Here is a 17091-nt window from a genome sequence, read left to right on the forward strand (position 1 = left end):
GTTCGGTGGCGGTGCTGACTTCGTGATGCTTGGCGGTATGCTGGCTGGCCACGAAGAAAGTAACGGTGAAGTTATCGAACAAGACGGCAAAATGTTCATGAAGTTCTACGGCATGTCTTCTCAGAGCGCGATGGACAAGCACTCAGGTGGTGTTGCCAAGTACCGTGCGGCTGAAGGTAAAACCGTTCTACTGCCTTACCGTGGTCCAGTTGAAAACACGATCCAGGACATCATGGGTGGCGTACGCTCTACGTGTACTTACGTCGGCGCGGCGCAGCTAAAAGAGCTGACCAAGCGTACAACGTTTATCCGCGTACAAGAGCAGGAAAATAACGTTTTCGGTAAAGAATAAGGTATTCGTTAAGAGTAATTTTAGCGCTTAGCAAAACCTACACGTTACAAAGGCCACTGATGTGGCCTTTTTCTTTAATAATTTGTTCGACGAAAAAGCTCATAAGAATGCAACATCATTGCTGACATTGATTCAAATACTCTACTAACCCATCAAGGTTAACCGGAATGATCGTAGAGTTATCCTCTCCTTTCTTCACTAACCCTTCCTTAATAAGCTCATGAATGATCCGGGTATAGGCTCTATCAGTACAACCAAACCGCTGTGCCTCCTGATACATATAGCCATGGTTCAACGATCGACTATCAGTAGTACAACGATTCACAATATCTTTGACGATGTTGAACTTAAGTGGATACAAAGAGCGCTCGATGGCGATGTTCATCGAAGATTGGTACATGTTTGCCATTCTGTGGTTCATCCAAAAGGCAATCGTCGCGTCTTGCAACAAGATTTCCGAGAACCGCTCTTTCGGAATAACCACGAGCTCTGTCGTTGCTGTTGCAACCACATCGAATGAACATGGGTTACCCGAAAAAAACTCTATCTCGCCAAAAAAGTTATCTTCAATATAGTAATCACCCAAGCTGAGCGTTTTGCCATTCAGTGCAGTATGTAAAAGCATAAACTGAGCGGCAACAGACCAATACACCTCAGTGATTTCGTGTTCTTGCCTGACAATATAGTCGCCCTTATGTCGAGTTATGCGTCGAAAATCCTCATGCTCAACTAACTGACGAAACCTTTCAGGCCCTTTGCTTAGAATTTCAGACATATCCATTTTGCGTAAACTGTATCCAACCTATCAAATTGTAAAATAAAACTTGTCACACCCGGACAATTGTCGTGTTATCAACCCCAAGCTATTCTTTAAGCTATTGTTCATAAGCTCAGGGAGCAAAAAGCTTCCTGTAAGATTACATTCATAAATGATTAACCGCAGTTTGGGAAGCCATCCCGATTCCCAGATTATACATTGTTAGGACAACACTAATGAATTACTTCGACCTGCCGAAAATTGATCTTCATTGCCACCTCGATGGCAGCGTTAGACCGCAGACTGTTATCGACTTGGCCAAACAGCAACACATCACTCTACCTAGTTATGATGTTGATGAAGTCAATGCATTGATGGTTGCTCCCGAAACTTGCTCTGACCTACCTGAATACCTTAGTCGCTTTGACCTTCCTGTTTCGGTAATGCAAACCGCAGAGAGCTTAGAGCGTATTTCCTTTGAACTGTTTGAAGATGCCGCCAAAGAAAATGTAAAGTATTTGGAAGTCCGCTTCGCCCCTCAGCTTCATATTCAAAAAGGGCTGACCTATGAGCAAATCATCGCCAGTGCGGTAAAAGGGATGAAAAAAGCAGAAGCGCAATATGATATCAAAGGTAACTATATCCTTTCTATGGTGAAGTTCCTGCCGTCGGACACCATCATCCAAGTGATTGATGCAGGCGAAAGCTTACTCAACCAAGGCGTAGTCGCATTTGATCTTGCAGGTAGTGAACTGGATGGATTCTCCCACGACTATGCGACCTACGCACAGTATGCGAAAGACAAAGGGTTCAGAGTTACCATTCACGCCGGTGAGCAAGGTAGCGGACAAAATGTCTATGAAGCGATTTCACTCTTAGGTGCAGAACGCATTGGCCATGGTGTTGCGATTAAAGATCATGAACAAGCGTACAACCTCGTCAAGCAAGAGGATGTTGCTCTTGAAACTTGTCCAAGCAGCAATGTTCAAACTAAAGCGATCAGTGAACTTGCTCTTCACCCGATTAAAGCGTTTTACCAAGATGGTGTGCCTGTGACTATCAATACTGATAACCGCACAGTATCCAACACCACAATGACTGATGAAGTTCGCAAGGTGATGGAACAATTTGAGCTGAGTGTTGACGATTACTACCAAATCTACAAGATGAGTGTTCAGCATTCCTTCGCATCAGATGACGTCAAGCAAGCATTGATGCAGTTTGCTAAATAACATCAAATGACGATGCCATCATGGCTATTTGCTAAATAGCCATGATGGCATTCTGTTGTGTTTAAATCACTCCCTGCCTAGCAATTGTGGCCAAACAACTCATCGGCCCATTCGGACTTATCAATAAATGGATTTCGGTTACCTTGCAGCTTATAGATCCTGTCATTACGAAGTGACTCGAACTCATCAACAGGGTCTTCTTTGTTCCACTCAAGCATTGCGCAAACATTACCAAAATCAGTACCGTTGTTTACGGTGGCTGTCGATAGCTCTAGATTTGGTGTCAGTTTTGAATGGCCCTCGTCGTGGCCTTCGTAACGAACCGCCATATAGAAGATCATTCGGGCCACATCACCTTTAACCTCATCTCTAGGCTCGAATGTTGTTGCTGTTAGTTTATTACCCGCAAATGGAGAATCTTCCGTTGCTTGACCGCCATTATCGAACTCCTTGTTCCCTCGCTCGCTATTCATTGACTCATCAGCCGGACGAAGGTGGTGAATATCGGTATAAGCCCACCAAGATTCTTTAGGAAAGCCGCCATTCGATTTAGGGTAGACGTGTTCACGGTTCCATCTATCATTTTTCTGACCTTGAGGCCTGCCAGATTTCTCATTCTTAGGGATAGACTTGCCAGAATAGAGCAAAATGACATTATTTGGATCGTAGGGATCCTGATCTGTAATTTCTAAGGCAGTCCAAACCTGTTTATAACTAAGCCGCTTATGGCCAGCAGTAATAATTGTATTTAATGCCGCCTTTAATTCGTCGCCCGTTTTACCTTTTGCGTTCGCGTAATAACCATCAGGAAGTGCTGTACTTTGCTCTGTAATGATCTTATCTGGTACAGAGACAGTACATTCTAGCGAGAACGGTGCCACAATGTGGGGATCGTGCGATTGTACATAGGCAGCGTTTACGCTGGTTGCAAAGAATGTAGCGAGAGCCAATGCTTTCAGTTTCATTGTATTACCTTTATCGGCGCATCACGGTAACTGATGCGCCATGTTATTGCTTGTATTTGCTTATTTCTTAAAACGACGAGAAACGGCCAGTAACGCTAGGCCAAATAGCGAGAACAACCCTGTGGATCCGGCACCACGGTTTGTGCGTTCATTCGTCACCACATCAACACCGGTATCACTCTCTGCAACACTGATTACGTCTACAGGGTAGTTGAATACTTTACCGCTGGCGCTGTGAATGCTCTTTCTCAGCTCGAACTCGCCGCCTTTTTCCGTCTTAACAGAAGCAACAGCCCACCCTTTTTCGATGTCGGCACGCGTCAAAGCAACCGTTGTGCTGTCACCGCCACCGGTACGTGAATATTCACTGTATGCACGGCCTTGCGACATTTTGCTCAATGACATATTGATGGTGTCACCTGCTCGCAGTTCAAAGCCAGCTAGAGCCGTAAGATCAAACAGTGCTTTAATCGGTTCGCCAGCAGCCGGAGCCTGTGGGATATCTGTAATGTCAGCAGGTGGGTTGACAGGCTTCGATGGAGGAGAAATCGGCTTTGGAAGCTCTGTAATAATATCGGGGCCAACAACATCAATAATTTCGCCGGTTTCTGGTTTAATACCAAAATCAAGATCCAGGATTGCGGGGTCGTGATCTGAAGAGCGGTAGTGATCTGAGGCACGGTATGAGCAATCGTCCGTCCCTTTCTTGCAGTTGTTTTTATTGGCGTATTCAAGCAACTTGGACTCAGCCGCATTGATGTTCCAGTCGATAGCATCGACAAAATTTGACATCAAGGAGGGGCTCATTAGCAGGTAATCAAGCGTTCCTGTCTCACCGCTATAGACATAGCTATACGAGTAAGGGTGGTAGATCGATACCGCACTGATGTAACCGTAGCTATCTTTTACAACAAAGCCTTGCTCTTTGTGCAGAACATCGCCCAGTTGATCTTTAGTACCACCAATATAAGTGTCACGAGCGGCCTTAATGACGTAATCATCAGTAGCCTTACTGCGGTTGGTAAGGACCATAACCGGATCTTCTGATGCGTATGAGTTCAAATCACCCAGAATGATTTTGTGGCCATCAATTTTGGCTAATTCCTCACCCAAGTAGTAAGACGCAGAAACACGGAAAGCTTCACAGTTACCCTGATTGTCTGGGTTCTTACCGCCCTGCCCGCCTTCCTCTTTAGGTGCTGCATCTTCCCAGCACGACGAACCTTTAGATTTAAAGTGGTTAACGGATACCGTAATTGATTCGTCAGTACCATTTATCTTAAATGTTGGCGAAACAGATTCTCGCTGGTAATTGTGGCCATCTTCGACAACCTTTTCCTTACCGTCACGATCAACACCACGCACTTCCGGTGCATGCTGCTGTGGCATAGGAATAATACGGTATTGCTCCAACGTCAGTTTATTAGCCCGGTAAATAACGTGGTTGGTAATAACGTCTGTGCCAATACTCTCGATACTCTCGTCTTCTGGTGAGATGTATACATAATGCTTGGATTCATCAGTTAGGCTTGCGTTGATCTTCGCTACTAGGTGGTGGATAGCCGATGAAGAATCGAAGCCGTTGTTTTCCACCTCCATCAAACCAACAATGTCAGCATCCATTGCGGCAATTGCTACCGCGATTTTGTCACCTTGAAGCTCGAATTCTTCAAATGACTTAGCACCACGGCTCTTGCCGAACGGGTTGGGGTTACCACCGGCATGATCCGAAGTGAAGTAGTTCAGAACGTTAAATGACGCTACCCGCAGGTCGCCACCCTCTTTAAGTACTGGCTGGTCAGTGCGTGGATTGTGGCGGATCAGCTCGTCACTTGTGATCGTATTGGTTGCAAATAGACGGTAATCGCCGTAGCTGTAACCAATGACACCCGTAAGCCCTGTTACGCCGTCACCAATACGAACATAATTTTGTTCTGGATTTACCGCTTCAAGCCATGGCACATTTTCGCTAGAACCCGATGAGATCTTACGTAGGGTTTCTACAATCAGCTTTTTGTCTTGGTTACAGTCAGCCTGACGCTCTGAATCAGTATCAATAACGTCATCGTGGTTAACCGGCGCGTTATGCTGGTTAGGGTGGACGTTAACTTGCCCCTGAGAAAGCACGGCATTGTATCGGCGCGGACCGTAGTCAAAACCAAAAGTATTGGTTAACCGCATGTCTAACGCACTATCAAGCTCTACAGCCATACCTTCGTAGCGCTCTAGTGTGGCATCAAAATCAACGTCTGAGTTGAGGCGCTCAATGATTGTATTCTGGAAAGTACCTCGCTTAGACTCATTTTTGGCAACACTAGTCGCTGGGATCATCGTCCAGCCGTAGCGCTCTTCCACTGGACCGGTTACATCGACCACATCACCAACATGAAGGCCTTCGGTTGGTGTAGCAACGAAAATACCGTCAGATGTCTTCGGGTTACCATCGCCCTTCATATCTTGAATATAGATACCAGCAGGAAGATCTTTGCTTAGGTAATCCTGCACAGCAGTGATGACCCCTTCGACCACAAAGGTTTCGTCTGACTTGAATTTTCGATTAGCAACATCGGTAAACGGTGACTCCCAGCCTTCGCCTTGAAGTTCCGGAATCGTTTTTCGGATTGCTTGAGGAGAGGTCGTTTCTGTTTCGGTGCCAGATGACACTCCACCTAAGCCACCAATTCCGCCTAAGCCATTAATATAATCTTTTGGTTTCGACTCCCAATCTTCGGGATTATAGCGGGTGGAAGGGATCAGGCTTTTTCTAATTAGTGTCTTATCAACGCCAAATTTCCCAGACTCTTTATCACCAACAACATCAAACATAACGCCGTCTTTGAATACCGCGACGGGATCATTACCATTGAAGTAAGTCACAGTATCTTTAATATCGGCGACATCGATAATTTGTTTACTTGCTCTCGGGTTAGCGATAACCAGCATGCCACCAGCAGGTAATTTTCGACCAGATAAGTCCAAGTGACTTCCAAACCCGTTACCATTACTTGATAGGGCAACTTGATAGCCATCTAGGCTTATTTCATGGCCAGCAATATTAGTCAGCTCAATTGCTTTGTTATTAGCAGAGCCTTCCACGTATTTACTAATGATCAATTCTGCGTTTGCGGCAGGCGCCATCGACGCAGCAATAACTACGCTTAAAAGTGTTTTTTTCATTTTTGTTTTCCTAAAAAAAGCCCCGCGTTAACGAGGCTAAATTGTCAGAATGAGATTAGAACCAGTAGTAGGCTTTCGCGTAGGCGTATGTACCCGCTTTACCACCAGTCACTGCCTCTGCTGATAGTTTCACGTTGCGGGTATATTTGTAGTTAACGCCTGCAGTTACCCAGCTGTCGTTGTCTTTTGATTCGTTGTCGACATAAGAGAAAGTAGAAACACCCTCGAGCTTGTCTGTGAAGTGGTATGAACCAGAAGCAACATAGGTATGCGAGTCTTTATTGCTGTTCAAGCGGTCAGAATATGAGTACAGGCCACCCAGCGCGAAGTCGCCAAAATTATATTTAGTATGTAGAGAGTAGATCTCACCGCGGTCATCAACCGTTTCAGCGCCGAAAAGAACAGTTAGATCATTACCAAAGTAACCCACATACCCGTTAACGACTGCACCATAACGGCTGTCAGTTACGTAAGAGCCCTTATCTTCGATTGCGATCAATTTACCGTTCTTGTCGTAAGTCGGCTTGAAATCAGCTTCGTAATCATCGCCTTTTGCTGAATATGAAATACCGTATTTAATGCTCTCGAACTGACCTTGGTATTTAACGGTGTTATCTTGATCACCAGCTTCAGAAACTTCGGCGGCTTCATTGACAGAGAAGTCACCCAATGAATCAAAATGATCGTATGCAGTATCAGTACGGCCAAACTCAATAGAATGATTTGGAGCGACGTTATAGCCGATATATGCCTTGTCGATAACAACTCGCATATTGTTTTCATTCGTCCAAGGTGTACGCTCGGCGTCTAATTCAAACTTCGCGTAGAAATCACCTGTTTGCCCTTTGATACCAATCGTAGCGAATGAATCATCAACATAGTTGGAGCTATTTTTAGTTCCCTTAGGCGCTTTATTCGATACCCAGCCACCAATTTCCGCACCGCCGTAAAGGCTCACTGAATCACCGTTTTCATTTTCAGCGATAGTTAGTGCATTTGCCGACATTGAAAAAGCCGACGCAATAGAGAGAGCAATTAATCTTGTTTTCATTGTACATCCGATTTAAAGGCTAACGCCTATGTATTTTCGGCGGCAAATGTACACAAATAAATTATTCACACAAGCAATAATTTGCTTAATCATCATATTGAAATATTAAAGTTTTATTACAGCTCAAATTACAAACGGTTATTTTTAATAAAATTTATTATTCCTTAATTTAATCTTCAAACCACTCATAATGCGTCAAATTTTTGTCAGCCATTTAAGTTAATACTAACTTCAGCCTAAAAAAATCAACAAGTTGCAGAAAACCAGCCAATAAAGGCTTTAGCCACTGGATGGACCACCCTGTAAGGCGCTGAATATAAAACATGTTTCAAACAACGTTCAATTGGTGTTAGTTAACAAATTATAAACACTGTACAAATAAACCGCACTGTCATATATCAAAGAAAAAAACAAAAATAAAAATACAGCGTGCACAATATGCGCTCAACATTGTTGATTTTTAATCACCAACCGTAAATCTATTATTGAATGCAGCTCCAGTTAGGAGTGAAATATGAGGCCGTTATTTTAATCCAGCGACTTCTTAAAACGCTTGGAAGCAACAATTAGCCCAATTACAGTAAATCCTGCTAGCCACAATGTATCTTTCCATAAACCCACCAAGTCAGCCCCACGTAACACAATGCCCCTTATCAATCGCATAAAGTGCGTAGCGGGTAATACTTCAGCGATCCACTGGGCCGCAACGGGCATTGCTTCGTATGGGAACATAAAGCCAGACAATAAGATGGATGGTAGAAGTATAAATACCGTCATCTGCATAGCCTGCAGCTGGGTTGTTGCAATTGTAGAAATGACCAAGCCTAGGGTTAAGCTAGCTGATATGAAGAGCAAAGTACCAAATAACACCTGGCTGATAGCCCCGTTGATCGGTACATCAAAAATGAAATGCCCTAACCCCAAGATGATAAATACTTGAATAAGCCCTACAAAAATATAGGGAACAATCTTCGCTACCATCAACTCGAAAGAGTGAATTGGGGTGGTTATAAGCAATTCCAAATTGCCCCGCTCCCTTTCCCTTACTATCGCAGCACTGGTGAAAAGGATCATCGTCATGGTTAGGATAACGCCTAATAAACCGGGGATAATGTTCACTGCCGAACGTTGGGTTGGATTAAAATACAGTGCCACCTCAAAAGTTTTTTCTATCGGTGGACGGATCTCTATATCTAAATCAGTGAGCGGCATTGTTTGCAAGCCGAGGATCGCAGCGCTTATCATGGTGTCAGAGCCATCAACTATCCACTGACCTAGTTCACGCCCTTGCATAGCTCTTTGCGTGAGGTCATTAGGCAATATTAAAGCGGCTCTGACATCACCTTGCTGTATTGCTAACTCAGCCTCTTCTGGAGTTGAAAATTGTCGCTTAATACTCACGACCTGAGTGACTTTTACTGACTCAGTGATCATACGCCCAGCGGCACTGGCACTTTGATCAACCACGGCAACGGGAATATTGCGTACATCCGTATTAATCGCAAAACCAAACAGCAGCAATTGAATAAGCGGGATCATCACTACCATCCCGAAAGTAATCCGGTCACGAGATAGCTGGCGGATTTCTTTGGCCATGATCGCCTTCATGCGATTAATTGTACTCATTGCCGCCCCTCCCCTGTGACGGTCACAAAGACATCCTCCAAACTTGGGCGGGCTACATTCATCTCGCTATCAGTAAGTTGGGGGAAGGTATCTCTTAACCACGCTATAGGATCGGTAATCTGATGGCGTATCAACACCCGTAGGCGGATACCAAGCTGCGCGGCAGAGCGCACTTCATGCTTTTCCAACAGCAACTCTTTTAGCTCTCGTAAGCGCTCAGCCTTTATTTCTACAACCTGAACACCCATCTTTGACATCAAGGTTTCTGGTTCGCCATCAGCACGGATCATTCCTGATTCCATGATGGCTAGGCGGTGGCAACGCTCAGCTTCATCCATATAGTGGGTAGTTACCAAAATCGTGGTCCCTTGATCCGATAGATCAAACAACTGCTCCCAGAACTCACGTCGATTTTCAGGATCTACCGCTGATGTAGGCTCATCCAAAAACAGCAACTCAGGTTTATGCATAGTGGCAGCCGCCAGTGACAGGCGCTGCTTTTGCCCACCACTCATTCCGGAGACACGTTGTTTTCGCCGTTGATCGAGACCGTAGGTACATAATTGATCGTCGATCCTTTGCGCCAGATCTTTTTTGCCCATTCCGAAAATTTGGCCAATGAACTCAAGGTTCTCCTCTACCGTCAAATCATCGTAGAGGGAGAATTTCTGAGTCATATAGCCAATTTTTAGCCTTAGTTTTTCTGACTGCCGCGGAATATCTAAACCCAATACCGAAACGTCACCTTCGGTCGGGCTAAGTAAGCCCGTCAGCACTCGAATCGTTGTTGACTTGCCGCAGCCATTGGGGCCGAGAAAACCGTAAATGCTTCCTTTCGGGACATTCAAGGTTATATTGTCGATAGCGGTAAAATCCCCAAACTTCTTCACTACATTATGCGCTTCAATCGCGTATTGCGTCATGATTACTCTCCCGTCAGCACAACTTGTGCGGGTACGCCAGAAGGAAGAGGTGCAGCACTGTCCGGCAGATCGACTTCGGCCAAATACATCAGGCGGGAACGTTCATCTTCAGTCAACGCATAATAGGGAGTGAAAGCAGATTCAGTTGATACCCAGCGTACTGTTCCTTCATAGGGTTGGTCGACGCCATCGACATATACAGGCACTTTAATCCCTGGTACAAAATCCACCCTATATTTAGCAGGCACATACACTCTGGCGTAGGGAACACGATCGGCCTGGATCACAGCGACGACCCCATTGACTGGCACACGCTCACCAAGGTTATAAGGCAGGTTATCTAAAATACCTTCACGTGTTGCCACAATAGTTAGCTCATCGAGCTTCTGTTTCTCTAAGGCAACATCGGCTTTGGCAGCGGCCAATTGGGCTTTAGCTTGGTCAATATCTTCCGGTCGCGCCCCTGCGGTAAGCTTGCTGAACTCCTCAGTGGCAGAATCCAACTCGGCTTTGGCTGAATCTCTCGCGGCCAACGCACTGTCTTTTTCAGATTGGCTGATCAACCCCCTTTCGACTAATTCAGCTTTGCGGCGATAATTTTTATCCGCATCCGTTAATTGGGCCTGAGCCCTCGCGACTTTGGCTTGTGCTGCCGCTATATCTTCAGGTCGTTCGCCATTTGTCAGCCTCAGCAGGGAGGCTTCAGCTTTTGATTGTTCAGCCACAGCGTGGGCTAATACCGCTTGCTGGTTTTTACTGTCGAGGATAACCAGCGTATCACCCTGTTTGACCGTACTGCCTTCTTTCACAGGAAGCTCGCGGATAATTTCATTGGCTGTCGCGGAAAATGTCACCCTATCACGCTCAAGGGTGCCTAATGCTTGACTCGAGGAGTCTTTCATACAGCCAGCTAATACCAATGGTAAAAACACGAAAAGGGAAAAACGGTTCCAACAGATTCCATTCATTGATTTATCTCTTACGGCTTAATTATTGGGCCAGTAACATTGCGATGCCTACTACTACAGTAGCACTCAGGCAAAGCGTAAAACTTAGCTCCGCCTCATACTTCAACATTTCGAGCACTGGGTAAGAGGTAAAATATTACTTCTACGAAATGGTTTAAATAGTAATTTAATCACTCATTGCCTTTCGAATAATTAATTGAGCAACATAAAACAAGACACGTTAAACCCTTAACTTTCAGCACCTTAAAACCAAGCCAAGTAACACACTTAATAACAACAATGCATTATTAATTCACTTGGCTATATAATGAGGCAAGTGCTTATATACCAAAGGTTATTGCGTGTCGGAACTTATCTCTTCAGTACTTTTACCTAAAGGTAAACCGTTACGCGTCGAATTTATTGAGGGGAACAGTAGAGGCCTCTTTTCACAGCCCCATCGCCATGAATACTATGAGATAGTCTGGGCTCAAAAAGGTACGGGATCGCACTGTATTGATTTCATTGAATACCCTCTTAACGAAGGTGATATTTACTTCATCTCACCGGGGCAAGTACACAGTGATACCAAAACAAGTGGAAAAATTTGCCTCATCACATTTCAGCCCGATTTTGTCGAAAACAATTACCGTGGGCAGTTGATCATCGATCAAACCTTCTATCACGAAAAAACCTCAGCTTCAGCAATTTTGATTGATACTCAGGGTACGCGTGATCTTGCTGATCTTATCCGTATTCTGTCACAAGAGGTATCACGGGAGGAAACCAACTGGCGGCTGGTTAACTCGCTGCTACACAGCTTCTTATCCTATATCCAACGATTTCATGAAAAGGAAATAAAGTCTGACACCTTACTAGAGCAAAGGATGTACAAGTTATATGTACTGATTGATGAGTATTTCCGAACTGAGAAGAAGACCGACTTCTATGCTAATCACCTTGCCGTATCTAATAAACGGGCAAACGAAATATCTCGTCAGCAATGTGGAAAAACGATTACAAAATTAATCCAAGACCGCACTCTCCTCGACGCTAGACGGGAGCTTGCCTTTACGAGTAAGACGGTAAAACAAATTGCTCACGAATTGGGTTATGAGGATGTTGCCTATTTCTGCCGTTTCTTTCGCAAGGCGGCCAATGAGTCACCACTCGATTTTCGCGCCAAAATGTTCAAATAGTCCTATCATTAGGCCAGATAATCCCTTTTTACCCCACTCCCTCTGCCACATAATACCCTCAACATCCAAAGTATTTTTTGTCAGGAAAGTGCTTTTATCCTGACGGAGCAGAACATGGCAGAAACCCGTATCGACCTTCGAACCACCCCAATAGAGCAGTGCTTTAAGCATTATCTTCTACCTGCAATTACCGGCTTGGTCATTAAATCACTCTTTATTATGGGTGACAGTATTATGATCGGGCGTGGCGTAGGGCCAGATGGTCTTGGCGCTATTGCACTGACTATCCCATTCTTCTCATTCTTTACCGCTATAGCCATGATGGTGGGAATAGGTGGGTCTGCGATGATGTCGATTCAATTTGGCAAAGGGCAATACAAAGAAGGCCAAAGTTTGTTTGCTCAATCCTTGTTGCTTATCCTCATTCTCGCTAGCGGCTTATCCTTCACTGCCCTTTACTGGCTAGAGGACATCCTTCTCCTTATCGGCGCACAGGGTGATATTTCTTCACTCGCTGGTGACTTCCTCGGTGTCATGCTCCAATTCTTTGTTATCTATGCCATCACTTGGGTCATTTCCTGCTTTGTCCGTAACGACGGTAACCCCAAACTGGCCATGTATGCCATGGCTGGCGGCGCTGTCCTTAACTTAGTATTGGATTATATTTTCATTTTCCACTTTGGCTGGGGCCTGACAGGAGCCGCCTACGCAACAGGTATTGCCCAAGTCATGATGTTGCTTTTTTTACTCAGCCATTTCACCCGCGGAAAAGGCCAGCTTTCACTTTCTCTGCAGGGCATCGGTTTGGGCAAAGCGCCAAAAATACTGGCAATCGGGCTACCAATATTCTTTATTGAGTCATCAATGGCTGCCACCACTCTCATTTACAACGCCGTTCTGCTAGAGCTAGGTGGTGATCTGTACCTAAATGCCTTCAGTATCGTGATGAATGTCGGCGTCTTTGTCATGTTCACTCTGGTCGGCATCGGGCAGGCCTGCCAACCAATAATTAGCTTCAATCACGGTGCTAATAATGCAAATAGAGTTGAGCGAACCTTAGCGATTGGCCTACGCATCGCTGTTACCGTGGGTATTGCGGCTATTTTTGTTGCCCAGTTTTTTGCGACTGAGATTGCTGGCTTATTTACCGTTGATCACCAAGAGTTAATTTTACTCTCTGCCAGTGCGCTTGGGCTTTACTTCCTTGCCTACCCTTTCATGGCTATCAATCTTGTCACTGCCACCATGTTCCAATCAATCGGAAGTCCTGCGCAAGCCAATGTTATCTCTGTATGCCGTGGGTTTGTCTTTGTCGTTATCGGTTTATTATTATTACCAAAGGCGATGCCAGAAAATGGGGTATGGTTAAGCCCACTGTTTGCTGAAACACTTGCAGCTATTATTAGCGTCTTCTTCTTGGTGAAACTGAAGAAAAAAACACCGCCAGCAAAGAACACACTTTGTACATCTGAAAGCTAGAGTACCTCGGAGCACGTATGTATTCTGATGTCACCGACAAACTAAAAGACTGAAAGCCGAAAATAGAGTAATGATGACCTCACTGCGTGAAACTAATTAGGGGTGATTTACACCCCGTCAACAACGTATTTCAGCAAAGAAGGTCAAGTAACTCATTTTTGGCGATAACTTGTCAGTGACTTTACTAAATTAGTAAAGCATGAATTAGTTCAAGTATAGAAAATATTAGTGTGGCGCCTGAGCTGCGTAGTTAAGTTTAGAATTATGTCAAACATTCTATGTTTCAAACTATAATTTTTACTACATATCAAACTATCAATAGTTTGGGGTTGTTATGTTGTTTAGAACTTGTCGTATTCAATCCGTCTTAGTAAGTTGTTTTCTGGCCTTGTTGATTGTCGGATGCAGTTCGTCTAACGAAGATGATGAAAACGTTGGCGATTTTGCTAATGAACCTGTCAAAGAAGAAAGCTTGGGAACAACTGAAGTCGCTATAACACAAAGTCTTCCTCTCCCAAAAGGCAAAGCAGAACCTCTTTCATACCCTATGTTTTTATTGGCAAATTTAGCCTTCTACAGGGAGGGCCTTCAATACGAAAGCCCAGCTCAGTTTACGATGCATTATGACGGGAGCTGGGAGTTTTACGCTGATCGAATCGCTAACGATCGCAAAACAAGCGCAAGTGAAGGTGTTACATGGGTCCTATGGTTGAGGGCTTCTTACTATGGTGAACGCGATTGCTCCGGGCCTATATTGTACGCTGAAAACTACCAATTCTATTCGATTGGCTATACAGAAGATAAAAGAAACATAAAAATAACAGGGCTTGATATCAAGTTCTCCCAAAAAGCATCACAAATCCGATGCATAAGGTATTATCAGGAATGGACCAGCTAGGATGCTCCTTAGACGTTTTTCATGATGTCTTTAGGCTTTCAAGTTTGGAAGATTAAAGGCATCATTTTTATATGCGGTCTTTTCAATTAGATGGCTATCAAGACAATAGGTGCCGCTCTGCTTTACCGGTGAGGAACTCTCTTAGCGCCTGAATTTGTGGGTTGATGACCCTACGGCTTGCACATACTAAATATAATGGTGCAGGCTCCGTTTCCCTGCCTATATCAATCTCGATCAAACGTCCTGCTTGAAGATCATCTTTAGTATCTAAAAACGATTTATACGCGATACCTTTCCCTGCAAGGGCCCAACGCCTGACCGCCTCCCCATCGTTTGCATAGCGATTTCCTTTTACCACCAAGGTCACCTCTTGATCTTGGTGGTAAAAACGCCAGCGATTATACAAACTGTCACCCAGAGCAAAGCAAAGGCAATTATGAGCGGTTAACTCTTCAGGGGAATCTGGGTAGCCATGCTTGGCAAGGTAGCCGGGAGATGCACACAAAACACGTTTATTTCTCCCTGCAATCGGTAAGGCTACCAGTGAAGAATCGCTCGGTTGACCATAGCGCAAAGCAACATCAACGGGCTGAGTATACATATCAGCCAAACCATCTGTTAACTGCACCCTGATTTCTAACTTCGGATGTAGCTCCATAAACTCGTCAATCCACCCAAGCAATAAGTTACGACCGCAGTCTGAAGGCATAGATAGTTTAATCACACCTTGAAACTCCGTTTGGCCTTCCGTGATCGTGCTACAGGCTTCAGTCATCAGTCCGACAGCCTGCTCACAATAATTGAGGAACTGCTCTCCTTGCTGAGTGAGGCGTAAATTGCGGGTTGAACGAATAAACAGTAAAGCCCCGATTTCGTTTTCTAGCCGTTTCAGTGCTGCACTAGCCGCGGCAGGCGTGATGTCCATATTTCTTGCCGCTGCCGAAAGACTATGCTGCTTTGCGGTTTCTATAAAAATCTTAAGATCATTAAGAGCCTTCATCACCTGCCCTTTCTTCAAAAATTATTTGAAAGTAAATTAAGCTGATAGTGGTTTTTCAAATATTAATTGTCAAATAAACTTCAAACATCTATTCAGCCAAGCACCTACTACCCTATGTAAGGGCAGCGAAAGGAGAACAACATGAAAGCAGTCGGCTATCAACAATCACTACCCATTTCAGAATCTCAATCACTTATTGATATCACCTTGCCGGAGCCTGTTGCTACCGGCACAGACATCTTGGTTGAGGTAAAAGCTATCTCGGTCAACCCCGTTGACACCAAAGTTAGAATGCGTGTGGCACCAGAACAAGGCCAATACAAAGTTCTTGGTTGGGATGCAGCCGGTACAGTCAAATCGGTCGGCCCGGATGTAACGCTGTTCAAGCCAGGAGATAAAGTCTGGTACGCTGGTGATCTTACCCGCTCTGGCACGAACGCTGAATTCCAGTTGGTTGATGAGAAAATTGTTGGTCACATGCCTCAAAACTTAGGGTTCGCACAAGCAGCGGCCTTACCGCTGACAACCATCACCGCATGGGAAATGCTGTTTGATCGTTTGGAAGTAGATAAAGACAGCAACAAAAAACTGCTTATTATCGGCGCTGCCGGTGGTGTTGGGTCCATTATGGTCCAACTGGCGAAAAAGCTGACGAAGTTAACCGTAATCGGGACAGCTTCACGCCCTGAAACGCAGTCATGGTTAAACGACTTGGGTGCTGATCATGTTATCAACCACCGCGAATCACTGAGCAAGCAACTTGCTGAGAAAGAGCTTGGCAACGTTGATTATGTGGTGAGCCTAACCAATTCTGACGATCACCTAAGCGAGATTGTTGAATCTATCAAACCACAAGGGAAATTCGGCTTGATTGATGATCCAGCCTCTTTCGACATCCTGCAACTCAAGCGTAAAAGCATCTCTCTGCATTGGGAATTTATGTATACCCGTTCATTATTCGGCACTGAAGACATGATTGAGCAGCATTACTTACTCAACAATGTTGCAAAAATGGTCGATGACGGGGATATAAAATCAACAGTTGCCCATCAGGGCGGTGTGATTTGCGCGGAAAACTTGAAGAAAGCGCATGAGCTTTTGGAATCACAGAAAGCAATGGGTAAAATCGTACTTGAAGGTTTTTAATTTAAAATCAATAGATTAGAGGCTTAAAATTGGACATTTTACGGAGAGAGTATGCAGCGGTCGAGGTGCTATCTTCGTAAAGGTAACACAAAAAAAACTGTATTATTAGACTTGTTAAAAAACTTTCTCAGCCTATAATGCTGAAAACCGGAGCGTCTGCCAACGCTCCGGTTTTTTTGTGCCTGCAACATGGTGTATGGAAATGCTGTCTGCCAACAGCCACCAACCATGTGGCAATATTCGATAAGATTTAAGGAATTACCAATGCGTATCGAACAAGACTTGAAGCTGGGTTTTAAAGATGTACTGTTTCGTCCAAAACGTTCAACCCTAAAAAGC

At 44.6% G+C, this 17091-nt stretch carries 14 protein-coding genes; 6 read left to right on the forward strand and 8 right to left on the reverse strand.

Features of this window, described 5'->3' with window-relative positions; all coding sequences use genetic code 11:
* A partial coding sequence (locus tag L4D79_RS29605; RefSeq protein WP_428657354.1) for an IMP dehydrogenase occupies window positions 1–352 on the forward strand: 352 nt, incomplete at its 5' end.
* 115 nt (window positions 353–467) lie between these two features.
* Here the strand turns inward: L4D79_RS29605 and L4D79_RS29610 are convergent.
* Window positions 468–1127 carry a Crp/Fnr family transcriptional regulator gene (locus tag L4D79_RS29610; protein ID WP_428657356.1) on the reverse strand — a complete coding sequence of 220 codons (660 nt, stop codon included), beginning with the start codon at window positions 1125–1127 and terminating at the stop codon, window positions 468–470.
* Between the two features lie 218 nt (window positions 1128–1345).
* Here L4D79_RS29610 and add point away from each other — a divergent pair, with 218 nt between their 5' ends.
* Window positions 1346–2341, forward strand: a complete 996-nt coding sequence (gene add, locus L4D79_RS29615) for an adenosine deaminase (RefSeq protein ID WP_428657358.1) — start codon at window positions 1346–1348, stop codon at window positions 2339–2341.
* A gap of 77 nt (window positions 2342–2418) precedes the next feature.
* Here the strand turns inward: add and L4D79_RS29620 are convergent, their stop codons facing one another.
* The 6 genes from L4D79_RS29620 to L4D79_RS29645 form a co-directional block, all read right to left on the reverse strand.
* Window positions 2419–3306 carry an endonuclease I family protein gene (locus tag L4D79_RS29620; RefSeq protein WP_428657360.1) on the reverse strand — a complete coding sequence of 296 codons (888 nt, stop codon included), beginning with the start codon at window positions 3304–3306 and terminating at the stop codon, window positions 2419–2421.
* A gap of 60 nt (window positions 3307–3366) precedes the next feature.
* Window positions 3367–6483, reverse strand: a complete 3117-nt coding sequence (locus L4D79_RS29625; RefSeq protein WP_428657362.1) for an ExeM/NucH family extracellular endonuclease — start codon at window positions 6481–6483, stop codon at window positions 3367–3369.
* A gap of 55 nt (window positions 6484–6538) precedes the next feature.
* Window positions 6539–7534: a porin gene (locus L4D79_RS29630; RefSeq protein WP_428657364.1), complete on the reverse strand. Its 996-nt coding sequence runs from the start codon at window positions 7532–7534 to the stop codon at window positions 6539–6541.
* A gap of 528 nt (window positions 7535–8062) precedes the next feature.
* Window positions 8063–9160 (reverse strand): ABC transporter permease, encoded by a 1098-nt coding sequence (locus L4D79_RS29635; protein ID WP_428657366.1) that lies wholly within the window; start codon window positions 9158–9160, stop codon window positions 8063–8065.
* Window positions 9157–10083, reverse strand: a complete 927-nt coding sequence (locus L4D79_RS29640) for an ABC transporter ATP-binding protein (RefSeq protein ID WP_428657368.1) — start codon at window positions 10081–10083, stop codon at window positions 9157–9159. The genes L4D79_RS29635 and L4D79_RS29640 overlap by 4 nt, the downstream gene beginning before the upstream one ends.
* Window positions 10084–10085: 2 nt before the next feature.
* Entirely contained in the window at window positions 10086–10985 is a 900-nt protein-coding gene (locus L4D79_RS29645; protein WP_428657380.1) for an HlyD family secretion protein, read from the reverse strand.
* A gap of 407 nt (window positions 10986–11392) precedes the next feature.
* Here L4D79_RS29645 and L4D79_RS29650 point away from each other — a divergent pair, with 407 nt between their 5' ends.
* The 3 genes from L4D79_RS29650 (at window position 11393) to L4D79_RS29660 (ending at window position 14606) form a co-directional block, all read left to right on the forward strand.
* The gene (locus L4D79_RS29650; RefSeq protein WP_428657370.1) at window positions 11393–12229 is read left to right on the forward strand and encodes an AraC family transcriptional regulator; all 837 of its coding nucleotides are present in this window, start codon (window positions 11393–11395) and stop codon (window positions 12227–12229) included.
* A 114-nt stretch (window positions 12230–12343) separates the two neighbouring features.
* A complete protein-coding gene (locus L4D79_RS29655) occupies window positions 12344–13708 on the forward strand; it encodes an MATE family efflux transporter (protein ID WP_428657372.1) in 1365 nt (454 codons plus the stop codon).
* A gap of 334 nt (window positions 13709–14042) precedes the next feature.
* The gene (locus L4D79_RS29660; RefSeq protein ID WP_428657374.1) at window positions 14043–14606 is read left to right on the forward strand and encodes a hypothetical protein; all 564 of its coding nucleotides are present in this window, start codon (window positions 14043–14045) and stop codon (window positions 14604–14606) included.
* 97 nt (window positions 14607–14703) lie between these two features.
* On the opposite strand, the gene L4D79_RS29665 is transcribed toward L4D79_RS29660, so the two are convergent.
* Window positions 14704–15606 (reverse strand): LysR family transcriptional regulator, encoded by a 903-nt coding sequence (locus L4D79_RS29665; protein WP_428657376.1) that lies wholly within the window; start codon window positions 15604–15606, stop codon window positions 14704–14706.
* Window positions 15607–15747: 141 nt separating this feature from the next.
* On the opposite strand from L4D79_RS29665, the gene L4D79_RS29670 reads away from it, so the two are divergent.
* Complete coding sequence (locus tag L4D79_RS29670; protein ID WP_428657378.1) at window positions 15748–16752, forward strand: zinc-binding alcohol dehydrogenase family protein; 1005 nt, start codon at window positions 15748–15750, stop codon at window positions 16750–16752.
* Window positions 16753–17091 lie beyond the last annotated feature (339 nt).

This window comes from Photobacterium satsumensis (genome assembly GCF_050336935.1).
GTDB lineage: Bacteria > Pseudomonadota > Gammaproteobacteria > Enterobacterales > Vibrionaceae > Photobacterium > Photobacterium satsumensis.

Coding starts and splice junctions, on each gene's coding strand:
- L4D79_RS29640 (WP_428657368.1), bottom strand. CDS start 10,083: ATGACGCAATACGCGATTGAAGCGCATAATGTAGTGAAGAAGTTTGGG.
- L4D79_RS29665 (WP_428657376.1), bottom strand. CDS start 15,606: ATGAAGGCTCTTAATGATCTTAAGATTTTTATAGAAACCGCAAAGCAG.
- L4D79_RS29670 (WP_428657378.1), top strand. CDS start 15,748: ATGAAAGCAGTCGGCTATCAACAATCACTACCCATTTCAGAATCTCAA.
- L4D79_RS29625 (WP_428657362.1), bottom strand. CDS start 6,483: ATGAAAAAAACACTTTTAAGCGTAGTTATTGCTGCGTCGATGGCGCCT.
- add (WP_428657358.1), top strand. CDS start 1,346: ATGAATTACTTCGACCTGCCGAAAATTGATCTTCATTGCCACCTCGAT.
- L4D79_RS29635 (WP_428657366.1), bottom strand. CDS start 9,160: ATGAGTACAATTAATCGCATGAAGGCGATCATGGCCAAAGAAATCCGC.
- L4D79_RS29610 (WP_428657356.1), bottom strand. CDS start 1,127: ATGTCTGAAATTCTAAGCAAAGGGCCTGAAAGGTTTCGTCAGTTAGTT.
- L4D79_RS29630 (WP_428657364.1), bottom strand. CDS start 7,534: ATGAAAACAAGATTAATTGCTCTCTCTATTGCGTCGGCTTTTTCAATG.
- L4D79_RS29655 (WP_428657372.1), top strand. CDS start 12,344: ATGGCAGAAACCCGTATCGACCTTCGAACCACCCCAATAGAGCAGTGC.
- L4D79_RS29660 (WP_428657374.1), top strand. CDS start 14,043: ATGTTGTTTAGAACTTGTCGTATTCAATCCGTCTTAGTAAGTTGTTTT.
- L4D79_RS29645 (WP_428657380.1), bottom strand. CDS start 10,985: ATGAAAGACTCCTCGAGTCAAGCATTAGGCACCCTTGAGCGTGATAGG.
- L4D79_RS29620 (WP_428657360.1), bottom strand. CDS start 3,306: ATGAAACTGAAAGCATTGGCTCTCGCTACATTCTTTGCAACCAGCGTA.